16 protein-coding genes are annotated in these 19,521 nt (G+C 57.2%); 9 read left to right on the top strand and 7 right to left on the bottom strand.

What is annotated here, in order from left to right; genetic code table 11:
* Positions 1-127 precede the first annotated feature (127 nt).
* Both ACOTZB_RS17310 and ACOTZB_RS17305 read left to right on the top strand, forming a co-directional pair.
* Positions 128-1,675 carry a methyl-accepting chemotaxis protein gene (locus ACOTZB_RS17310; protein WP_193805637.1) on the top strand — a complete coding sequence of 516 codons (1,548 nt, stop codon included), beginning with the start codon at positions 128-130 and terminating at the stop codon, positions 1,673-1,675.
* A 92-nt stretch (positions 1,676-1,767) separates the two neighbouring features.
* Positions 1,768-2,022, top strand: coding sequence for a hypothetical protein (locus ACOTZB_RS17305; RefSeq protein ID WP_421627908.1), 255 nt, complete (start codon positions 1,768-1,770; stop codon positions 2,020-2,022).
* 107 nt (positions 2,023-2,129) lie between these two features.
* Here the strand turns inward: ACOTZB_RS17305 and ACOTZB_RS17300 are convergent, their stop codons facing one another.
* Together ACOTZB_RS17300 and yghU are read right to left on the bottom strand one after the other, a co-directional pair.
* A complete protein-coding gene (locus ACOTZB_RS17300; protein WP_029740720.1) occupies positions 2,130-2,462 on the bottom strand; it encodes a hypothetical protein in 333 nt (110 codons plus the stop codon).
* Between the two features lie 152 nt (positions 2,463-2,614).
* On the bottom strand, positions 2,615-3,481 hold the full coding sequence (gene yghU / locus ACOTZB_RS17295) for a glutathione-dependent disulfide-bond oxidoreductase (RefSeq protein ID WP_421627906.1): 867 nt from the start codon (positions 3,479-3,481) through the stop codon (positions 2,615-2,617).
* A 245-nt stretch (positions 3,482-3,726) separates the two neighbouring features.
* Between yghU and ACOTZB_RS17290 the strand changes: the two genes are divergently transcribed.
* The 6 genes from ACOTZB_RS17290 to gss all read left to right on the top strand — a co-directional run bounded on the left by ACOTZB_RS17290 (position 3,727) and on the right by gss (position 11,087).
* Positions 3,727-5,316: an ABC transporter substrate-binding protein gene (locus ACOTZB_RS17290; RefSeq protein WP_421627905.1), complete on the top strand. Its 1,590-nt coding sequence runs from the start codon at positions 3,727-3,729 to the stop codon at positions 5,314-5,316.
* 45 nt (positions 5,317-5,361) lie between these two features.
* Positions 5,362-6,315 carry an ABC transporter permease gene (locus tag ACOTZB_RS17285; protein ID WP_421627903.1) on the top strand — a complete coding sequence of 318 codons (954 nt, stop codon included), beginning with the start codon at positions 5,362-5,364 and terminating at the stop codon, positions 6,313-6,315.
* Between the two features lie 5 nt (positions 6,316-6,320).
* A complete protein-coding gene (locus tag ACOTZB_RS17280; protein ID WP_028014404.1) occupies positions 6,321-7,166 on the top strand; it encodes an ABC transporter permease in 846 nt (281 codons plus the stop codon).
* Positions 7,159-8,136 carry an ABC transporter ATP-binding protein gene (locus tag ACOTZB_RS17275; RefSeq protein WP_421627901.1) on the top strand — a complete coding sequence of 326 codons (978 nt, stop codon included), beginning with the start codon at positions 7,159-7,161 and terminating at the stop codon, positions 8,134-8,136. The genes ACOTZB_RS17280 and ACOTZB_RS17275 overlap by 8 nt, the downstream gene beginning before the upstream one ends.
* Positions 8,133-9,134, top strand: a complete 1,002-nt coding sequence (locus ACOTZB_RS17270; RefSeq protein ID WP_421627900.1) for an ABC transporter ATP-binding protein — start codon at positions 8,133-8,135, stop codon at positions 9,132-9,134. Before ACOTZB_RS17275 ends, ACOTZB_RS17270 begins: the two co-directional genes overlap by 4 nt.
* 87 nt (positions 9,135-9,221) lie before the next feature.
* Positions 9,222-11,087 carry a bifunctional glutathionylspermidine amidase/synthase gene (gss, locus tag ACOTZB_RS17265; RefSeq protein ID WP_421627899.1) on the top strand — a complete coding sequence of 622 codons (1,866 nt, stop codon included), beginning with the start codon at positions 9,222-9,224 and terminating at the stop codon, positions 11,085-11,087.
* A gap of 173 nt (positions 11,088-11,260) precedes the next feature.
* Here the strand turns inward: gss and pgaD are convergent, their stop codons facing one another.
* The 4 genes from pgaD to pgaA are packed head-to-tail and all read right to left on the bottom strand — an operon-like array spanning position 11,261 to position 17,400.
* A complete protein-coding gene (gene pgaD, locus ACOTZB_RS17260; RefSeq protein WP_421627898.1) occupies positions 11,261-11,695 on the bottom strand; it encodes a poly-beta-1,6-N-acetyl-D-glucosamine biosynthesis protein PgaD in 435 nt (144 codons plus the stop codon).
* Entirely contained in the window at positions 11,695-13,023 is a 1,329-nt protein-coding gene (gene pgaC, locus ACOTZB_RS17255) for a poly-beta-1,6-N-acetyl-D-glucosamine synthase (RefSeq protein ID WP_368525342.1), read from the bottom strand. The genes pgaD and pgaC overlap by 1 nt, the downstream gene beginning before the upstream one ends.
* Positions 13,016-14,953 carry a poly-beta-1,6-N-acetyl-D-glucosamine N-deacetylase PgaB gene (gene pgaB, locus ACOTZB_RS17250; RefSeq protein WP_421627896.1) on the bottom strand — a complete coding sequence of 646 codons (1,938 nt, stop codon included), beginning with the start codon at positions 14,951-14,953 and terminating at the stop codon, positions 13,016-13,018. The genes pgaC and pgaB overlap by 8 nt, the downstream gene beginning before the upstream one ends.
* 8 nt (positions 14,954-14,961) lie before the next feature.
* Entirely contained in the window at positions 14,962-17,400 is a 2,439-nt protein-coding gene (gene pgaA / locus ACOTZB_RS17245) for a poly-beta-1,6 N-acetyl-D-glucosamine export porin PgaA (RefSeq protein WP_421627895.1), read from the bottom strand.
* 672 nt (positions 17,401-18,072) lie between these two features.
* Between pgaA and ACOTZB_RS17240 the strand changes: the two genes are divergently transcribed.
* Entirely contained in the window at positions 18,073-18,624 is a 552-nt protein-coding gene (locus ACOTZB_RS17240) for a helix-turn-helix domain-containing protein (protein WP_421627957.1), read from the top strand.
* A gap of 190 nt (positions 18,625-18,814) precedes the next feature.
* Here the strand turns inward: ACOTZB_RS17240 and tssD are convergent, their stop codons facing one another.
* Positions 18,815-19,282, bottom strand: coding sequence for a type VI secretion system tube protein TssD (tssD, locus tag ACOTZB_RS17235; protein ID WP_421627894.1), 468 nt, complete (start codon positions 19,280-19,282; stop codon positions 18,815-18,817).
* Positions 19,283-19,521: the final 239 nt, after the last annotated feature.

Raw genomic sequence — 19,521 nt, 5'->3', positions numbered from 1 at the left:
GCTGTGTGACCAGTGAAGCCACGCTAATTAAAAATGATCACAAAACGTTATAATTTCCCTTTTTCCTGCCGATAACGAGAGTAGTACTCGCCTCTGGGCGAACTCACCCTCACGGCAAGGAAGACTTATGAATATGCTCCGTAATTTCACGATCCGCTTCGTCATGCTGACGATTCTCGGGATCTTTTGTTTAATGTGGGCGGGCGTTGGGTTGTACAGCACCTGGTCCCTTTCTCGCGTATCAGATGGCAATGAGGTCGATCGCCAGCTGGTTAAACAGATGACGGTACTCAGCCAGGGTAACGATCAATATTTCCGCTTTGTGACCCGTCTGAGCCGCGCGATGGAAGTCAAAGCCGCAGGCGGCACGCCGGATCTCTCCTCTGCCCAACAGGCGCTGGATAACATGGGCAAGAAACTGGCCGAGATGAAAGCGATCTCCCCAGGCCCGATGGACGAGCAGGTCTCTTCCCGGGTGATCGGCTCCTGGCAGGCGCTGCTTGAACAGGGCGTCACGCCGCAAATGCAGCAGGCGAAGCAGGGGGATCTGGAGGGGTATCGCCAGCAGGCCAACAACGTCACCCCACCGCTGAGCCGCGCGTTCGGTGCGGCCGCTGAGGAGTTCAACAATGCCGCCGCGAAGTCGCTCGACAGCACCCGCGTGGTGGTGGACGGCCTGACAAGCATGACCCGCACGGTGATTATCGCCGCCACGATTATCGGCCTGCTGATCCTGCTCTTCACCGACCGTTACCTGGTGGCGATGCTGGTCAAACCGCTGGCTCGCATTCGCCAGCAGTTCCGCCAGATTGCCCAGGGCGATCTCAGCCAGCCCATTGAGCCGTTCGGTCGTAACTGCGTGGGCCAGCTGGTGCCTCTGCTGAGCGCCATGCAGGACAGCCTGCGCGAAGCGGTCAGCACGATTCGCTCCGGTAGTGAAAATATCTGGCGCGGCGCGACGGAAATCTCCAGCGGCAACAACGATCTCTCTTCCCGTACCGAAGAGCAGGCTGCTGCGCTGGAAGAGACGGCAGCCAGCATGGAACAGCTGACCGCCACGGTGAAACTGAACGCGGAAAGCGCGCGCCAGGCCAGCCAACTGGCAGATGTGGCCTCAACCACCGCCAGCCGCGGCGGCTCGCTGGTGGAAGAGGTAGTGACCACCATGAGCGGTATTTCGGAAAGCTCGAAGAAAATTGCTGAAATCACCAACGTGATCAACAGCATTGCCTTCCAGACCAATATTCTGGCACTCAATGCTGCGGTTGAAGCGGCGCGCGCGGGTGAACAGGGGCGTGGTTTCGCCGTGGTGGCGGGAGAAGTGCGCAATCTTGCAAGCCGCAGCGCCAACGCGGCCAAAGAGATTGAGGGGCTGATTACCGATTCCGTTTCCCGCGTCGAACAGGGGGCGCAGCTGGTGAGCGACACCGGCACCACCATGGATGCGATTTTGCGAGACGTGACGGAAGTGACAACCATCATGAAGCAAATCGCTTCCGCCTCTGAGGAGCAAAGCAAGGGTATTTCGCAGGTCGGGATTGCCATTACCCAGATGGACGGCGTTACCCAGCAAAACGCCTCGCTGGTTGAAGAAGTTTCTGCCGCGGCGGCGGCGCTGGAGCGCCAGACCGAAGAGCTTCAGCGCTCGGTGCAGAAGTTCCGCCTGACGGCATAACGCAGCGTATAAGGCCGCCTTGTGCGGCCTTATATTATTAACGCCTTCCCCATTCAGCCCTTCTGAAACTGCTATTCTTTTGCTAACCCTTCATGAACAGATCGTTATCTGTCATTCCTGTCCTTTCTTTCATTATTCTGATGCTGTTGTCGGTTTCTGCCAGCGCGACCCAGCAGGCGCAGGAGCGGCGTGTAGCGCGTGATGTCAGGCAGGAAACCCGCGACGCGTCGCGGCAGGTGAAGCAGACCTGCGTGGCGAACAATAACCAGAGCAATCACGACTGCCGTCAGGACAAGCGTCAGATGAAACAGTCCGGGAGACAAAAAGCGCGGGACATTAAGTATTAATGCGGTTAACGGAAACTATCCAGGGATGAGACACGAACAATAAACGAAAAGCATCATTGGGGATGTGATTCATGCCGGGCAAACGCAGCGCCGCCCGGCTGTATTTATCAGTGCGTCGCTTCCCCAATCAGCGCACCCGTGCCCGCACCAACGGCTGCACCTTTCAGCACGCTCTTGCCGGTAACCGCCGCGGCACCAGCGCCTACGGCAGCCCCTACCGCGCCGCCCTTACGCGCGGCTTTACCTTTGCCGCCGTTTTTGAACATGGCACCGGTGCCTGCGCCCACGACGGCGCCGCCAACGGTTGATTTCAGATCTTTGCCCGTGGCCGCACCAATGGCCGCGCCTGCTACCGCGCCGGCGGCAGTTTTGTCGATGGCCATTCCCGAGGTGGAAAAAATGAGGGCGCTGATAACCAGCGTTGTTTTAATAAGTTTCATAACAGATCCTTTGTGACTGCTGTCGGTTGAGACATCGTATCTCACGCGAGAAAAACGTCCAGATAGTGCCAGCAATACCGGCTTAACCTTTAAGCTAATCATGCCCTGGGCAGGGATCTCAGTTGCCGGGCGGGGACCCGCCCGGCGGAACATTATGCCTGACGCTTATCTTCCGTATTGGTATCGAAGTCGCTCGCCGCGTGGCGCTCGTGGAGCTGCTCGTTCAGCTCGCCGCTGGTGCGGTTAACGATGCGGCCGCGCTTAACGGCATGGCGATTCGCCACGTCTTTCGCCCAGCGCTGCACGTTCGTGTACTTCTCTGCGTCGAGGAACTCGGCGGCGTTATAGACGCTGCCCAGCGCCACGCAGCCGAACCACGGCCAGATGGCGATATCCGCGATGGTGTACTCCTCACCCGCCACGTAGCGGCCGCGCGCCAGCTGTTTATCCAGCACGTCGAACAGGCGCTTGGCTTCCATGGTGAAGCGGTCAATCGCGTATTCAATTTTTACCGGCGCGTAGTTGTAGAAGTGGCCAAAACCGCCGCCGAGGAACGGCGCTGCGCCCTGCAGCCAGAACAGCCAGTTCAGGGTCTCGGTGCGTCCAGCCGGATCTTTCGGCAGGAAGTGACCGAATTTCTCTGCCAGATAGAGCAGGATATTGCCGGATTCAAATACGCGCGTTGGCGGGTTCGTGGAGTGGTCAAGAAGCGCCGGTATTTTCGAGTTCGGGTTCACCTCAACAAATCCACTGGAGAACTGATCGCCCTCGCCGATTCGGATCAACCATGCGTCATACTCCGCGCCCGTCACGCCCAGCGCCAGCAGCTCTTCGAGCATGATCGTCACTTTCTGGCCGTTCGGTGTTCCGAGAGAGTAAAGCTGCAGCGGGTGGGAGCCTACGGGCAGATCTTTCTCATGGGTCGCGCCGGAAATAGGGCGGTTAATATTGGCGAACGCGCCGCCGCCGTTCTTTTTCCATTCCCACACTTTTGGTGGCTGATACGTGTTGTCTGACATGTTGGCCTGCCTTTTGAGTGATGTGTTGAGGCAGTGTAGCAGGAGATTTGTGAAGCGTTTAACGTTGCGAGCGCAATCAATTAACCGCTATTCCTTCTGGCGCTTATATATAACAAATCCGGCATAAGCTTAATCGAAAATCGCATTTTCATAATTAATGCGAAAACCGATAAAGCTGAATATGATGCTTCAACATAAATAAAAGATGCAGTAATAAAAACTTTATAAGGCAAGGAGTTAGTGAGATGCGCAAGCTTCTGTTATCGGCAGTGGTCGTTTCGCTCGCGTTAGGCCTGGCGGGCTGTGATGATGCGAAAAATAAAGAGACAAACAATGCGGCTGCGGCAAAAAACGACGCGCCAAAAGAGGGCGGTTCGCTAATTATTGGTATTACCTCCGGTGACCCGTTAGCCGTTAATCCGCTCTATGCCAGCGACCGTACGACGTTAACGATCATGCAGGCGCTCTATGCCCCGCTGTACAGCTTTAATAACGGCAACATTGAGTGGGGCCTGGCGGAAAGCCTGACGCCCTCCGCCGACAACCTGAGCTATACCCTGACGTTAAAACCCAACCTGAAATGGCAGGACGGCCAGCCGCTGACGGCGGACGACGTGGTCTTTACGTTCAATAAGCTGCTGGATGCCAAACAGCACAGCTTCTTCCGCAGCATGTTTACCTGGGGCGGCAAGCCTGTTGAGGTGAGCAAGGTTGATGAGCGCGCCGTTAAGTTCACCTTACCGCAGGTCAGCGCGGCCTTTACCGGCACCCTGGTACAGATCTACCCGATTCCGCAGCACGTGTTCGCCGGTGAAGGCGACCTGGAAAAGAGCAGCAAAAACGATGCGCCGGTCGGCTCCGGGCCGTTCAAATTTAAAGAGTACCGCGCCGGTCAGTATTACGCCCTGACCCGTTTTGACGATTACTGGAACGGCAAAGCGAAGCTTGATTCGGTCACCTACCGTTTCGCCAAAGACAGCAACGCCGCCAACCTTGCGCTGCAAAACGGGGAAATCAACCTCAAGATGGTTGACCCGCAGGATGTGAACCGCCTGAAAAATACCGGTAAGTTTGACTTCGTGGTCTATCCGGAAGGTCGTCTGGCCTACATGACGTTCAACCAGAACGTGTCGGTGATGAAGAGCAAAGCGCTGCGCCAGGCCATCGCGTATGCCATCAACAAAGACGAGCTCACCCAGACCGCCTTTACCTCGCTGGACTACGCTAAACCGGCGACTTCGTTCCTGACGCCAGATACGCTTTACAAGACGGATGACGTCGAGCAGTACAAGTTCGATCTGCAAAAAGCCAAAGAGCTGCTGAAGACGTCCGGCGCGCCGGACAATCTCAAGCTGCGCCTGGCGTATGTGAACACCAACAAAACCCAGGAGAGCATGGCGCTCTACATTCAGCAGGCGCTGAAGGGCATTGGGGTGACCGTGGAGCTGATGCCGCTGGACTCCAACGCCATGTCTCAGCGCAGCCTTGATATGAACAACACCGCGTGGGAGCTGAACCTGGGCGGCTATATCATGGGCTCCGAGCCGGACGGTTACAAATCGCTGTTCATGAGCAACGAAGCCTATAACTACGCGCACTACAAAAATCCGCAGTTTGATGCTCTGTGGGATAAAGGCGCAGTGGAAACCGACGCCGCAAAACGGGCCGATATCTATAAGCAAATTCAGCAGACCGTGGCGAACGACATGACGTACTACCCGATTGCCTACACCAATGCGACCGTCGCGGTAGACAAGCGTTTCGGCGGCACCCAGGAAGCAGAGCCAAAACCGGTCTATCTGTTCCAGGATCTGTCAAAAATCTATCAGAAATAAGTGATTGCCCCGACCGTCGGGTCGGGGCTTTTGTAAGGGCTCGTCGTGAACACACTCCTCAAGCGTCGGCTGCTGCAGCTGCTGCCGATGCTGTTTTTTATTTCACTGGTGGCGTTTCTGCTGGTCAAGCTCGCACCCGGCGATCCGGTGGCGGCGTACATTACGCCGCGTATGGCCCCGGAGGATATCGAACGTATTCGCCAGAGCCTGGGGCTGGATAAGCCGCTGGTCACGCAGTACGTCCTGTGGCTGAAAAACGTCCTGCAGGGCGATCTCGGCTATTCGCTGATCTACCACCGCCCGGTGCTGGAGATGATTGGCGAACGCATTCCGGCCACGCTGGGGCTGATGGGCGCGTCGCTGCTGATGGCGATCGTGCTGGCGATCCCGCTGGGCCTGCTGGCCGGGGCATTTAAGCACCGCTGGCTGGATCATCTGCTCAATTTATTCGCCTATATCGGCATTTCTGTTCCGATATTCTGGTTTGGCATTTTGCTCATCACCGTTTTTGCCGTGCAGCTTAACTGGTTCCCCAGCATGGGGATGCGCACCATCGGCATGGAGGATAACGCGCTGGATCTGCTGCGTCACGGCGTGCTGCCGTGTATTGCCCTCACGTTCTACAACCTCTCCAGCTACGTGCGTTACATCCGCTCCAACACCATCTCGCAGCTCTCGGCCGACTACGTGCAGACCCAGCTTGCCTACGGCGCCACGCGCTCCAGTATTCTGTTCCGCCACGTGTTGAAAAACGTGCTGCTGCCGGTGATTACCCTGTTCGGCCTGTCGTTCGGTGAGCTGATTGTGGGGGCCTATGTGACGGAAAGCGTCTTCTCCTGGCCGGGGATGGGGCTGCTCGGGATCCAGTCGATCGCCTCGCTGGACTACCCGCTGATTATGGCGATCATCATGCTCTCGTCGATGATGCTGATCGTCGGAAACCTGATCGCCGACGTGCTTTATCGCTTCGCCGATCCCCGCATTCGTACGCTGAGGTAACCCGGATGAGCAGACGCTGGCAGCAGGTTCGTCACCAGCTGCGCCGCAACCGTCCGGCGCAGTTCTCCCTGTTTGTGCTTTTTATTTTCGTTGTCGCCGCGCTCTGTGCGGGGTTAAGCCCGTACGATCCGGATCGGATGGCGCTCGGCGCGCGCACGTTGCCGCCGGATGCCGCGCACTGGTTTGGCACCGACGAATACGGCCGCGACTACTTCACCCGCGCGCTGTATGGCGGCCAGATCTCCCTGATGGTCGGTTTTCTCGCCATGCTCTTTTCCACGCTTATCGGCACGGTGGTAGGAACGGTGAGCGGCTATTTTGGCGGCTGGCTCGATAACCTGATGATGCGCGCCGTGGATATCCTGATGGCCATTCCGGCCTTCTTCCTGCTGCTGGTGGTGAATGCTTACCTCAAGCCGGGCGTGGATAACATCATTCTGATTATCAGCCTGCTGACGTGGATGAACATGTCGCGTCTGGTGCGTGCTGAAACCCTATCGGTGAAAGAGCGCGAGTACGTGCTTTATGCCCGCGCGTCGGGAGCGCATCCGCTGCGTATTATCGTGCGCCACATCATTCCCGGCGTGCTGCCGACCATTATCGTGGCGGCCACGCTGAATATCGCCTCGGCCATTTTGATGGAATCAACGCTCAGCTTCTTAGGGCTGGGGGTGCAGGCGCCCGCGGCGTCGTGGGGAAGCATGCTTAATAACGCGCAGTCTTATATTGGTGAAGCGTCGTGGCTGGCGATGTTCCCCGGCATTCTGATCCTGCTGACGGTGTTCAGCTTTAACGTGCTGGGCGATGTGTTCCGTACCGCCTTTGAGCCGGGAGCGAATCGCGATGAGTAACTTATTAGCGCTTGAGAACCTGCAAACCACGTTCCGCACCCGCGAGGGTGAGGTTCACGCGGTGCGCGGCGTGAGCTTTCAGGTTCAGCCGGGGGAGGTTGTCGGCATCGTCGGCGAGTCGGGCTGCGGGAAAAGCGTCACCTGTAAATCGATTATCCAGCTTCTGGGGAGCAACGGACGGATAACCGGCGGCAGCATCCGCTTCCAGAATGAGGACCTGGCGCAGAAAACCCCCGGGCAGATGCGTGCCATTCGCGGCAACGAGATCGCGATGATTTTTCAGGATCCGATGACCGCCCTGAACCCGGTGCTGACCATCGGCAAGCAGATGGCAGAGATCCTGATGCGCAACAAAGGGCTGACAAAAAAAGCGGCCAAAGCGGCGGCAATCGCCATGCTGGAACAGGTGGGGATTGCCGAGGCGGAACGCCGATACGACCAGTATCCCCACGAGTTTAGCGGCGGGATGCGCCAGCGGGTGATGATCGCCATTGCGCTCTCCTGCAACCCGAAGCTTCTTATCGCCGATGAACCGACCACCGCGCTGGACGTGACTATTCAGGCGCAGATCCTGCGTTTGCTGAAAAGCCTGCAGCAGCAGACCCAAACCGCGATTTTGCTGATCACCCACGATCTCGGCGTGGTGGCGCAGGTCTGCAGCCGCGTGGTGGTGATGTACGGCGGGCTGGTGATGGAGGAGGGGAGCGTGGAGGACATTTTCTATCGCCCTGCGCATCCTTACACCCGGGGTCTGCTGGCCTCGCTGCCGCGCCCGGATGAGGTGAATCAGCGTTTATCTCCCATTGAAGGCTCGCCGCCTGGCCTGCTGAATCCGCCGCCGGGCTGCCCGTTTGCGGAACGCTGCCCGAAGCGTATGCCCCAGTGTGAACGACAGCCTGCATTTTACACCGCCGGAGAGGGCCATCGCGCCGCCTGCTGGCTATGGGCCGACAAGGAGATTCAGGCATGAGTGAACAACAGGCGCCATTAGTGAGCGTGCGCGATCTGCGCAAGCACTATCAGCTTAACGGCGGTTTGCTGCGTAAAGGCGCGGCCGTGAAGGCGGTTGACGGCGTGAGCTTTGATATCCAGCCCGGCGAGACGTTTGGCCTGGTGGGGGAGTCCGGCTGCGGAAAATCCACCCTCGGGCGCGCCATACTGCGCCTCTTCGATATCACCTCTGGCGAGATCCACTTCGCCGGACAGGCGATCGCCCACGCCCGCGAAAAAGAACTCAAGCCGCTGCGCAAGCGAATGCAGGCGATTTTTCAGGATCCCTACTCCTCGCTCAACCCCGGTATGACGGTGCGACAGCTGGTGGCCGAGCCGATGCAGATCCACGGCTACAGCCGGGAAGAACAGCGGGAACGTACGGAAACGCTGCTCTACAAAGTGGGGCTGAAGCACGAACACCTCGAACGGTTCCCGCATGAGTTCAGCGGCGGGCAGCGTCAGCGCATCAGTATTGCCCGCGCGTTGTCGGTGCATCCTGAATTCGTGCTGTGCGACGAGCCGCTCTCGGCGCTGGACGTCTCGGTGCAGGCGCAGGTGGTGAATATTTTGCAGGATCTGCAGCAGGAGCTGGGGCTAACCTATCTGTTCATCGCCCACGATCTCTCCATGGTTCGGCATATCTCCAGCCGCATTGGGGTGATGTATCTCGGCAAACTGGTGGAGGTAGCCCCGGCGAATGAGTTGTATCAGCGTCCGGCTCACCCTTATACCCGCGCGCTGCTGGCGGCGGTTCCCCAGCCCGATCCGCGCATCCGCAATCTCGAAGACGCCACCCTGCGCGGCGACATTCCCGGCCCCACGTCCGTGCTGCCGGGCTGTAAGTTCTGCAGCCGCTGCCCGCACGCCATGCCGGTTTGCCAGACGCAGGAGCCTGCCATGCAGGAGATTGCGCCAGGGCATTTCGCGGCATGCTGGCTGTTTAACATGTCATTAATGCACCGCGCAGGTGTATGATAAACGCTCCTCTGTCAGGTTAATTACAACGTGCAGACGACGACAACCCTTAAAAAAATTGCCGCCTGCCTGTTTTAGGTTGGATACATGCGTAAAGGAAAGTTAAGCAGTGATGCGCCATTCGGGACGTTGTTAGGCTATGCGCCCGGTGGCGTGGCGATTTACTCTTCAAATTACGGCAGTCTGGACCCGCGCAGCTACCCGCAGGACGCGGATTTTCGCAGCTATATCGGCAACGAATACATGGGCCACAAGTGGCAGTGCGTTGAGTTTGCCCGCCGTTTCCTGTTTCTCAACTATGGCTTTGTGTTTACCGACGTCGGCATGGCGTGGGAAATCTTCTCCCTGCGCTTTTTGCGCCAGGTGGTGAACGATAACATTCTGCCCCTTCAGGCCTTTGCCAACGGTTCGAAACGCGCGCCGCGCGCCGGAGCGCTGCTGATCTGGCAAAAGGGCGGCGAGTTTCACGAGACCGGCCACGTGGCGGTGATCACCCAGCTTCTCGACGATAAGGTGCGTATTGCGGAGCAGAACGTGATTCACTCCCCGCTGCCGCTCGGGCAGCAGTGGACGCGCGAGCTGCGTCTGAGCGTGGAGAACGGGTGTTACACCATCCATGACACCTTCAACGACACGGAGATTCTCGGCTGGATGATCCAGACCGACGACACGGAACACAGCATTCCCCAGCCGGAAATCGACGGCGAACTGCTGAAAATCAGCGGCGCGCGGCTGAAGAACAAGCGTCAGTTCGACGGAAAATGGCTTAACGAAAATGACGCGCTGCAGCAGGCGTATATCCGCGCTAACGGGCATGTGATCAACAAAGATCCCTGCCAGTACTTCACCATTACCGAAAGCGCCGAGCAGGAGCTGATCAAGGCCACCAACGAACTGCACCTGATGTACCTGCACGCGACGGACAAGGTGCTGAAAGACGATAGCCTGCTGGCGCTTTTCGACATCCCGAAAATCCTCTGGCCGCGCCTGCGCCTCTCCTGGCAGTGGCGTCGCCACCATATGATCACCGGTCGTATGGATTTCTGCATGGATGAGCGCGGCATTAAGGTTTACGAGTACAACGCCGACTCCGCCTCCTGCCATACCGAGGGCGGGCTGATTCTCGAAGAGTGGGTGAAAAACGGCTATCGCGGCAACGGGCATAACCCGGCGGAAGGGCTGCTGGAAGAGCTGACCGGGGCGTGGAAGCACAGCCACGCGCGGCCGTTCGTCCACATCATGCAGGACAACGATGTCGAAGAGGACTATCACGCGCTCTTTATTCAGCGTTCGCTGATGCAGGCCGGGTTCGAGACCAAAATCCTGCACGGGCTGGAGGCGCTCAGCTGGGATGCCGCCGGACAGCTGATTGACGATGAAGATCGCCACGTCAACTGCGTATGGAAAACCTGGGCGTGGGAAACGGCGATAGAGCAGATCCGCGAGGTCAGCGAAACCGAATACGCCGCCGTACCGATCCGCACCGGGCATCCCGAGGGCGAGGTGCGCCTGATTGACGTCCTGCTGCGACCGGAGGTGCTGGTCTTCGAACCGCTGTGGACCGTGATTCCCGGCAACAAGGCGATTCTCCCGGTTCTGTGGCAGCTGTTCCCGAACCACCGTTACCTGCTCGACACCGATTTTGAGGTTAACGATCTGCTGAAGCAGACCGGCTACGCTGCCAAGCCGATTGCTGGCCGCTGCGGCAGCAATATCGATCTCATCAGCGCTCAGGACGAACTGCTGGATAAATCCAGCGGCAAGTTTGTCGACCGCAAGAATATCTACCAGCAGCTGTGGTGCCTGCCGAAGGTTGACGGTAAGTACATACAGGTCTGCACCTTCACCGTGGGCGGGAACTACGGCGGCACCTGTCTGCGCGGCGATGACTCGCTGGTGGTGAAGAAAGAGAGCGATATCGAGCCGCTGATTGTGGTGAAAGACTCGCTATAAAAATCCCCCCGCAGGGCTGAGGATTGCCTACAAAATAATGCCTGCACGGACGGCCCCCTCTCCCTTGAGGGAGAGGGCTGGGGTGAGGGGGAACATACGGCTCACGTTATGTTCCTTGCTACAAAATACTTTGGTTCCCTCAGCCCGCATGGTCTCCTGCGGGGGGCTTTACGTTACTGCTCTTCCTCTTCCTGCTGCTCGCTGATCTTCAGATCGATGATGCGGCCAATATGATCGTGGTACACCGTCAGCAGGTTGTACTGGCTCATCTCGGAGATGATCTGCGGTGAGACGTTAAAGCTGCGGGCCAGCTCCTCCTGGTGAAAATAGCCCGGCTGGCGCCGTCTCACGTGGGCGCGGCGGCGGTTGTACTGATACCACAAAATCAGCAGCCAGCCGTTGAGCGCGGCAAACAGCAAGTAGATCAACACCGTATTAAAGGACGCGATAATCACGCTCCAGCGGTGGTCGCTCTCATCGGTTAGCTGCATCCACAGACGGGCATACAGGAAAAACAGAAATCCTCCCCACGCCACCAGCGTCAGCGCGGCATCGAAAAGACGCGGCAAGAGCCGATGCTCGGTCAAAATTAAGGTGTTTTCGTTCATTAAATGCTCCCTTTTCCCCGGTCCGGACTGATCCAGCGCGCGCGGGCGCGCTGGCGTTTAAGCATGACTTTTGGAAATGCGACGAGGGTGGTGAACAGGCCGATCATCCAGTACACCATCGGGAACCAGATCACCCAGAAAAGCGAGCTGGCCACTTTTCGTTCATAGCGCCGCTCGATGTACAAGCTGACCAGGAACTGCAGCAGGCACATCACGCCCAGCAGCAGGCCGGTAAACTCCGGTGGAAAAAGGCTCTCCACGGTTAGCCTGGCGGGAACAGGCGCAACATGGCTGAGGAGGAACAGCAGCACCGTCATCGCGTACGCGAAGGCCCACAGCGTTGACAGCGCGTACTCCAGAAACAGCGGCCACATGCGGTGATGCTCCCAGCGCACAATCCTGCGAAGGTTGACCAGAAACACCTCAGCGCCCCCCTGGGCCCAGCGCAGACGCTGTTTCCACAGGCCCTTCAGCGTCTCTGGCATCAGGATCCAGCACAGCGCCCGCGGCTCAAAAAAGATATCCCAGTGGCGCAGCTGAAGCTTCCAGCTGATGTCGATATCTTCGGTGATCATGTCCGGGCTCCAGTACCCGACGTCCGCCAGCGCCTGTCGGCGAAACGCGGCGATGACGCCGGAGACGGTAAAGACCCGACCATAGATCCGCTGCGTCCGCTTGATGAGCCCAATGATGGATGAGAACTCGCCCACCTGAATGCGGCCAATCAGCGTGGAGCGCGTGCGAATGCGTGGGTTCCCGGTAACCGCCCCGACGTGGGGGTACTGAATCAGCGGTGCCACCAGATAAGCGGCGGTATCGCGGTCGAGCAGGGCGTCGCCGTCAATGCAGACCAGCAGATCGCCCCGGGCCGCCGCTGCCCCGGCTTTAAGCGCCAGCGCTTTCCCCTGATTTTCCGCGAGGTTAATCACCCGCAGGCGCGGCTGTTCCTGCGCCAACTCCTGCAGCACCTCCGCGGTGTTGTCAGAAGACCCGTCGTTGATGGCGATAACTTCTATATTTTCATACCGCTGATCCAGCGCGGCGCTGATGGTCTCCCGGGCATTCCTTCCCTCGTTGAAACAGGGGATAAGAATGGAGATGAGCGGCTCACCCGCGAGCGTCGGGGCGGGCGTGTCTTTATCCCAAGACCAGTGGCGTTCAAGCTGAAACCAGAAATAGAGGCCGCCTGTTATCCAGAGTACCGACATGAACAGCGGCCAGAAGAACACAAAATCCAGAATCAGTTCGCCGGTAAAGAGGGCGGCCACGCCTAACGGCAACCCGAATACCAGACATAAAATAGAGAAGGCGATAATGCGATCAGTCATTGTCAGGGTACCAGTACGAAGAAAATTCAGGCCTGATGCGTGAGATATCAGGTTGATTGTTGAGGAAGTCGTCGGGGTAGTAACCGTAGTTTTTGACGCCGTTCAGCTGGAGCACGCGCATCCACTGCGCAAGCTGGCTATCGGCAACGGCGCGCTGCGGTTTCTGGTCCCAGTCCCTGGCCTGCAGCTCGAAAATGGTTTTATCGAGCGCGCCGGGGCGTGCGGCGACCGCGTTAACCAGACGCGTCAGCCAGGCATCACTTTCATCTGCCGGGACGGACTCCATCAGCGGCATGGCCATCGGCACCGTCCAGTCATACTCCGCCAGAAAATCATCAAGATTCTGCGCAAACCACGCTTCGCTTTCGGGCTGCAGAATGGGTAAGGCGAACATATTGCGCGCGGTTTTTATCTGCGGGCCACGGATATGCTTCACCGCCAGGCTCAGGGCGTGGGTAAGTCCGATAAGCGTCTGGCTTTTCTGACGCGTGGTGTTCTGACCGGCATCGTCCACGTCCGTCAGCGCCGCATCGTCATGGAACAAAATCCCGTTGAAGCTGGCATAGCGGGCCAGATCTTCATAGATGTCCGTCACCTGCTGGCGCACCTGCGGGTCCCACGGGGAAAGCCGGATATAGGGCTCGGTGGCTTCGCGCAGTTGGCCGGTTTGACGATCCCGGCGCTGCACGCGCGGCAGGGAAGGATCGAGATCGAACGAGAGCACCGGCATCCACGCGAAGACTTTTACCCCCGCGCGGGTTTGCAGCTGCCAGGCGACAAAATTAAAGAGATCGGCCCGGACCGGCAGCCGGCGGTTGGGGAAATAGAGAGCCTTGATCCTGCCGTCGCCCTGCGGGTCGGCAAACGCCTGCAGGAAAACATGGCTGATCTTCATGTCGTAGACCCGCTGGATCAGCCTGTTGATGTTTTGGGTCTGCTGGGCCGGATCGGGATCGTAAACGTAGTCGAGATCGACGTGCATGACGCGCACCGGATCGCGCTCCTGAACCTGGCTGACCGTGCTGGCAAACGCCTTGAGCGAGGGATTTCCGGCGATCAGCAGACGGGGGATGTTGCCCAGATCCTGCACGTTCCCCAGTCCGTCCTCAAGGGTGAAGGCCAGCTGATAACCCTGCTGTCTGGCGATAGCGAGCGACGTACCGTTAGCGGCGCCGTAGGGCCACACCCAGGCGCGCGGCGCTTTGCCCGTCACCTGCGTGATTTTTTCAGTCACTTTGCGAACGTCATCGCCGATCCGCTGGTTGAACTGCCGATCGGTTTCATAGCGACCCGTCGCGCTGTCATAAAAGCGATTGGCGATCGCCGGCTCGCGGCTGCCCTGCGGGTTGGCCGGAATGCCGTAATGCGAAGCCCAGGTATGAGATCCGATCTCAATCAGCGGGGACTGGCTGAGCTCGCGCACCATGTCCCACGTCGCGAAGCGATCCCGGGGCGTCATCAGGCCGCCAAAATTCACCTTTTGATTCGCTGGCGTATCGACCCAGCTGCCCACCGGCGCCCACAGCGCGGGAACGTTCCAGGCCTGAAGCAGCGGCCAGACGCGGGTGTAAAAGCTGCTGTAGCCGTCGTCAAAGCTAAGCAGAACTGCTTTTGGCGGCAGCGTTTTTTTCCCGTCATGCGCGTCCAGAATGTCCTGCACGCTGATGGCGTGGTAGCCGTTGTGCAGCAGCCAGCTTATCTGCTCGTTTAACGCGCTGGTGCGGACGGAGAGATAGCGCTGATCGGCGGCATCGTCTTCGACGTCGTGGTAGGCCAGAACCAGAAACTGGTTCTTCGGCCAGGGTTTGCTCGCCTCCAGCTGCGGCCGATCTTTGGGCGCCATGAACGAGATCGCCTGCGCGCAGACGCTCGCGCTGAGGCAGAGCCAGCCGAGGAGTATCAGGCTCACGGAAAAACGTGTGTTCAGCATATTCATCCTTAAAAGCGTAAAGTCGCGTCAAACGTGACGGAGAGGTTGCTCTCGCGTTTGCCGTCGTAAGGGCGTTTATCCCAGTTCAGCATCACGCCGGTATCAATGACGTTGTTCCACTGGACGCGCTGTCCGTAACCCAGCAGGGCGATGGCGCCAGCGGACTGATTTTTCTGCCAGTAGCTGCCGCCTCCCGCCACAAACTGCTGGCTCCAGAGGGTGTCGTAATGGCGGACCATCTCATGGTCAACGGCCAGGGCGGCCGTCACGGACAGATCCCGCGCCGGGTTGTAATACAGCGTGTCCCGCAGGCTGTTTTTACTGGCGGCTATCCCCGGCTCGAGATCCAGCGTCAGGGACGGGGTCTGCCAGAGACGCTCCTTGCCCGTGAGGGTGTATTCCTGGCGACGGTTATGGTCGGAGAAGCGGCTGAGGGCGGCGCTGAACTGGTACTCTCGCCGCTCGTTTTGATACCAGCGCACCCCGCCTTCCCCCCGGTTGGCGCTAATTCCGTTACGTAACGCTCGCAGGGGCGTGGTGCGCGACAGGCGTTCCAGGCTGCCGCTGACCTGCCAGCTATCGGTCACAAAATAGGTTGTTGAGAGTCGAGCGCCCGGCTTGTTTTCACCGTGATAGCGGTTGCTGGAGAGCTCGGCTTCAAGCTGAAGATCGCGTGGCCGCCATTCGACGCCGCCCAACAGGTGACGGCTGGTGCCTTTGCCTTCATCGAAATTACCCTCTGCATAGCGGGTGCCGGCAAACAGCCGCCATTTGTCTGCCAGAGACGGGCCATAGAGCGTGGCGTCCCAGTTGAGGTCGTGCGTCCCGCTGACGGGGTTATCGGAGTGCAAACCCTTGCTCGCGTTGAGGCGCAGCTCGGACATATGGTGGACCGTTCTGAGCCTGTCGAGACGCCTGGCGCTGCGGTCGGCTGGCGCGCGGGCAAGCACGTCGTCGGCCAGTAAATCCATCTGTCGCCACTCCTGCAGATCCATGGCGACGTAAGCCTGCTGCTGCTCAAGCTCCAGATTCGAGGGCTCCAGCGCCTCCGCCTTTTTCAGCTTTTGCTCGGCCGCGCGCGGCAGGCCCCGCGCCTGAAGCAGGGTGGCGTAGTCAATCTGTAACCCCTGATTGCCCGGCGCCGTTGTCGCCAGATGGTGCGCCAGCTTTTCGGCTTCCGGCAGGGCATTCGTCGCCAGCAAATAGTTAAAGCGGAGCGACTGTCCGGTAAGCCACCGATCGTTCGGCTGAGGAGTTGGGGAGCCGAAATCGTAGCGGGTCCACGGGACGTTGCGGGTCTGGCGCTCTACATACTGGCGGGCGGACTGATACTGTCCCGTATCCAGCCAGGCGTAGAAAAGCGCGTGCTCCTCGTCCTGCGGGTCGGAAGCGTATTGCGGATAGCGTTGCAGAAGCGCGAAGGCGGCGGCCGCATTTTTCTCCTGCAGATATGCGGAGATGACCCAGCCGATTGCCCAGCCCGGCACCGGATGCTGGGCTGCCGTAAGATCCTGATATTCGCTAATCACCTGTGGGTAATCAGCATGGGCGTACAGCGCGCCAAGCCTGTCGAGACGCGCAAGGACGACGTCTTCCGCCGCCTGCGGCTCGTTTTGCCAGCGGGAAAGCAGGGCGTCGTAACGATTCAGCGCAGATTGCGCAAGCTGCAGGCGTTCCTTTTCTGTTCTGCCGGGCACATCGGCAAGGCGAACCCGTTCGGCGGCGGCATTACGCTCAAGACGACGACGCTCCGCGGGGGACAGCGTAACGCTTTGTGAAAGCTGGAGCGCGGGGGTATTCACCCGGCTATCCGTTAGCGCGTCGATCAGCTCGCTGAGGAGCGCTTTATTCTCAGGTGCGATATTCAGCGCGCGGGTGTCTGCCAGAAGCCGATCCCAGCTTTTTCCCTGGCGTAACCAGACATACGAGAGCGTCTGGAGATGCGCCTGAGAGGAATTTTCCGCTACCAGCCGTTGGGCTTCCTGCAGGGCAAGCGTATCCATGCGGGCATCGGCCAGGGTTTTGATATAGCCGATACGATAATCATCGTTATCCGGCGCAAGGCTATGCGCCTCTTTCCAGAGCGCCAGGGCCGGCTGCCACGCTTTTTGATTTCGCCTGGACTGCGCGACGGCAGCAACGCCGCGGGCGGGCAGCGGCATATAAATGCCGTAACGCTGCCAGACCTGAATAACCTCGTTATCATGACCCGCCCAGGCTGCAACCTGTAACCAGTCCGCAACTTGTTCAGGCGTCAGGGCATGCTGCTGCTGATAACGCTGAAGATAATCGAGAAACGGCGTATAATTACCGTTACGCGCCTGTTGAATCTGTTGCTCATAAACGGATTCAGTCGCCTGAGCCAGAACAGGAAAGAGGAATAACAGAAACAATAATGTTGGGGTGCGATAAAAGAATAACGTATTGAAGCGAAGTGAACTTTCCATATCTATTTGCCATTTGTTTATCATGAATCCATTGCATAACACGGCCGCCTTTAAACTCAGGGTTAAAGGCCATAAATGAGAACATTAAATCTGAATGCAGTGATGTTACGGGGTACTTACCTAAAGGTAATTATGGATCCTTATCTCAGTGTGCTGGGTGAAAGCTAATGTACACCTGATATGTTGCCGGATAAATATGTTGAAAAGCCGGTGTGTCGTTTTGAGATAATTCTGGATTGAGCGCTTTGTGACGTTTTTATTGAATTAGGTGTTTATTTTTAACTCATTGAAATTGCTGTGTATTATTTTTATTGTGACAGCTTTGTATATATTTTTAATGGGGTTTGCCTGCCTCAATTAAAGTACTTTCTGGTGCATGTTTGGGAAGTTTCATGACAAAAACTCTTAATGTTTAGAGAAGTGACTTTTCTGCGATTGTTTTTTATTTATAATTAATGGCAGCCATTGAATGATAGTCTACAGGAAGTCTTACTCATCAATGTCTGTATTGAGGGATGTCCAAAGCCAGAATACATTTATCGTTAATATAACAGCGCTATAAAACGAAGGCGGCCTTCTTTGCGAGGGATCGTGCTTGCTTTAATCTAAAAGGGATGGTTAGTGGCAACTTCAATTGTTTTAGTGACTCAGGATCGCTACCTTGTCAGAGGGATGCGGATATTTTTCCCGGATATTATCCTGCTCGACTCGATTGACAGAAACATATTTGATAACGGTGCAGATGAATATTCTGTATTGATTGATAGTCGTTCTCCGCTCCGTTTATATGATTACCTGATACGCCATCCGGCCAGAACGAAAAAAACAATCTGCTGCGTTATGCTCGATATGCGACACCGGGAGGAGAATCTGCTCAGTATGAAGTTATTTATGAACACGTCGCTGACCGCGCCGGATATGGCGTCGTTATTTAACCTGGTGCTCAATATGAAAGGCCGGCGCCTGACCACGAAGTGGCTGCTTAATTTACGTCTTAGCACGCACGAAGCGATCATGCTGCGGTTGCTGCGGGCAGGGATGCCGATGGAAGCCATCGCCGATGAGCTGAATACGTCGGTGAAAAGCCTCTATCGCAAACGAACAGCGCTCTCGGAACGCCTGGGGGCGGAGAACTTCAACGAGGCGTGTTTGTTTATCTTTAAAAACAAACTGCTGGACGCAGGTGGGAACGATCCCTGGGCTGGGGAGAAACCAAAAGCATAAAACTGACTTGCGGGCGGTATTCTGAGTTTTAAGAAAACTGGACGGTGACGACATCCTTGTTTTAGCTATGGATTTACTCTGGCTCAAAACGAGAGAAAGGACGTTGTAATGGACACGGTTGAAGAGTCTGGTTGGAAATTTTTCTGATGCTACATGATGAGCAAGAATTACTAGATTACCTCACTGAGAATTACAGTGACCGTAAATCTCCGGCAAAGAAAGAATGGACCTTCCAGGTGATTTTCTCATACCTGAGTTCGACGGTTTCCATAGGGTTTTCGTTAGGGTTATCGCCTGTAGTCATCGCAGGGGAAATCGACACTATCCTGACGTCTTCAGGCAACATGTTGAAATACTCTTCTTCAAGGCCAGAGTAATTTATTCGATACCACTTTATCTCAGCTGATGACAGGTTTTGACCTGTCGCAACAGCTTTGTATAGGTATGGGCTTGAACAATCGATTTCCTGACCGCTAATCCTCTCTGCGGATAAGGGGGGAGATAGCCCTGCCGCCAGTTCCGGGCAGTGGGTGACCAGATGGCCTTCTTTGCGCCAGTGTTGCAGCAGATCTGAGGAACAGGATTTATCGGTACCGTTGTAGCGGACAAGGTGCACTGACAGGCAGGCGCTAAGCGGGATTATTTCTTTGACGGGCATGGGAGATACCTTTGATAAGGTGCGTGGTAACGCGCTTATCTCGATACCGGCGGATATAAGGTGGCAGAAAATGAGCGGGTGGCGGTTGGATTTTGGGGGAGAGGAAACGCGTATTATAATGAAAAACGAATAGTATCTTCTGCTCTTTAACCCCGTTATGAACTGCCAGAGGCTAAGCCATGTGTTTTATCCTGAGCGGGTGATACCAGAAGGAGACTCCTGGAAGTGATTGAAAAATT

Origin of the sequence: Enterobacter cloacae complex sp. SHL020 (genome assembly GCF_049236945.1) — a bacterium.
Classification (GTDB): domain Bacteria; phylum Pseudomonadota; class Gammaproteobacteria; order Enterobacterales; family Enterobacteriaceae; genus Enterobacter; species Enterobacter dykesii.
Note: the sequence above shows the minus strand (reverse complement) of the source record. Positions and strands in the feature narration are given on the sequence as shown.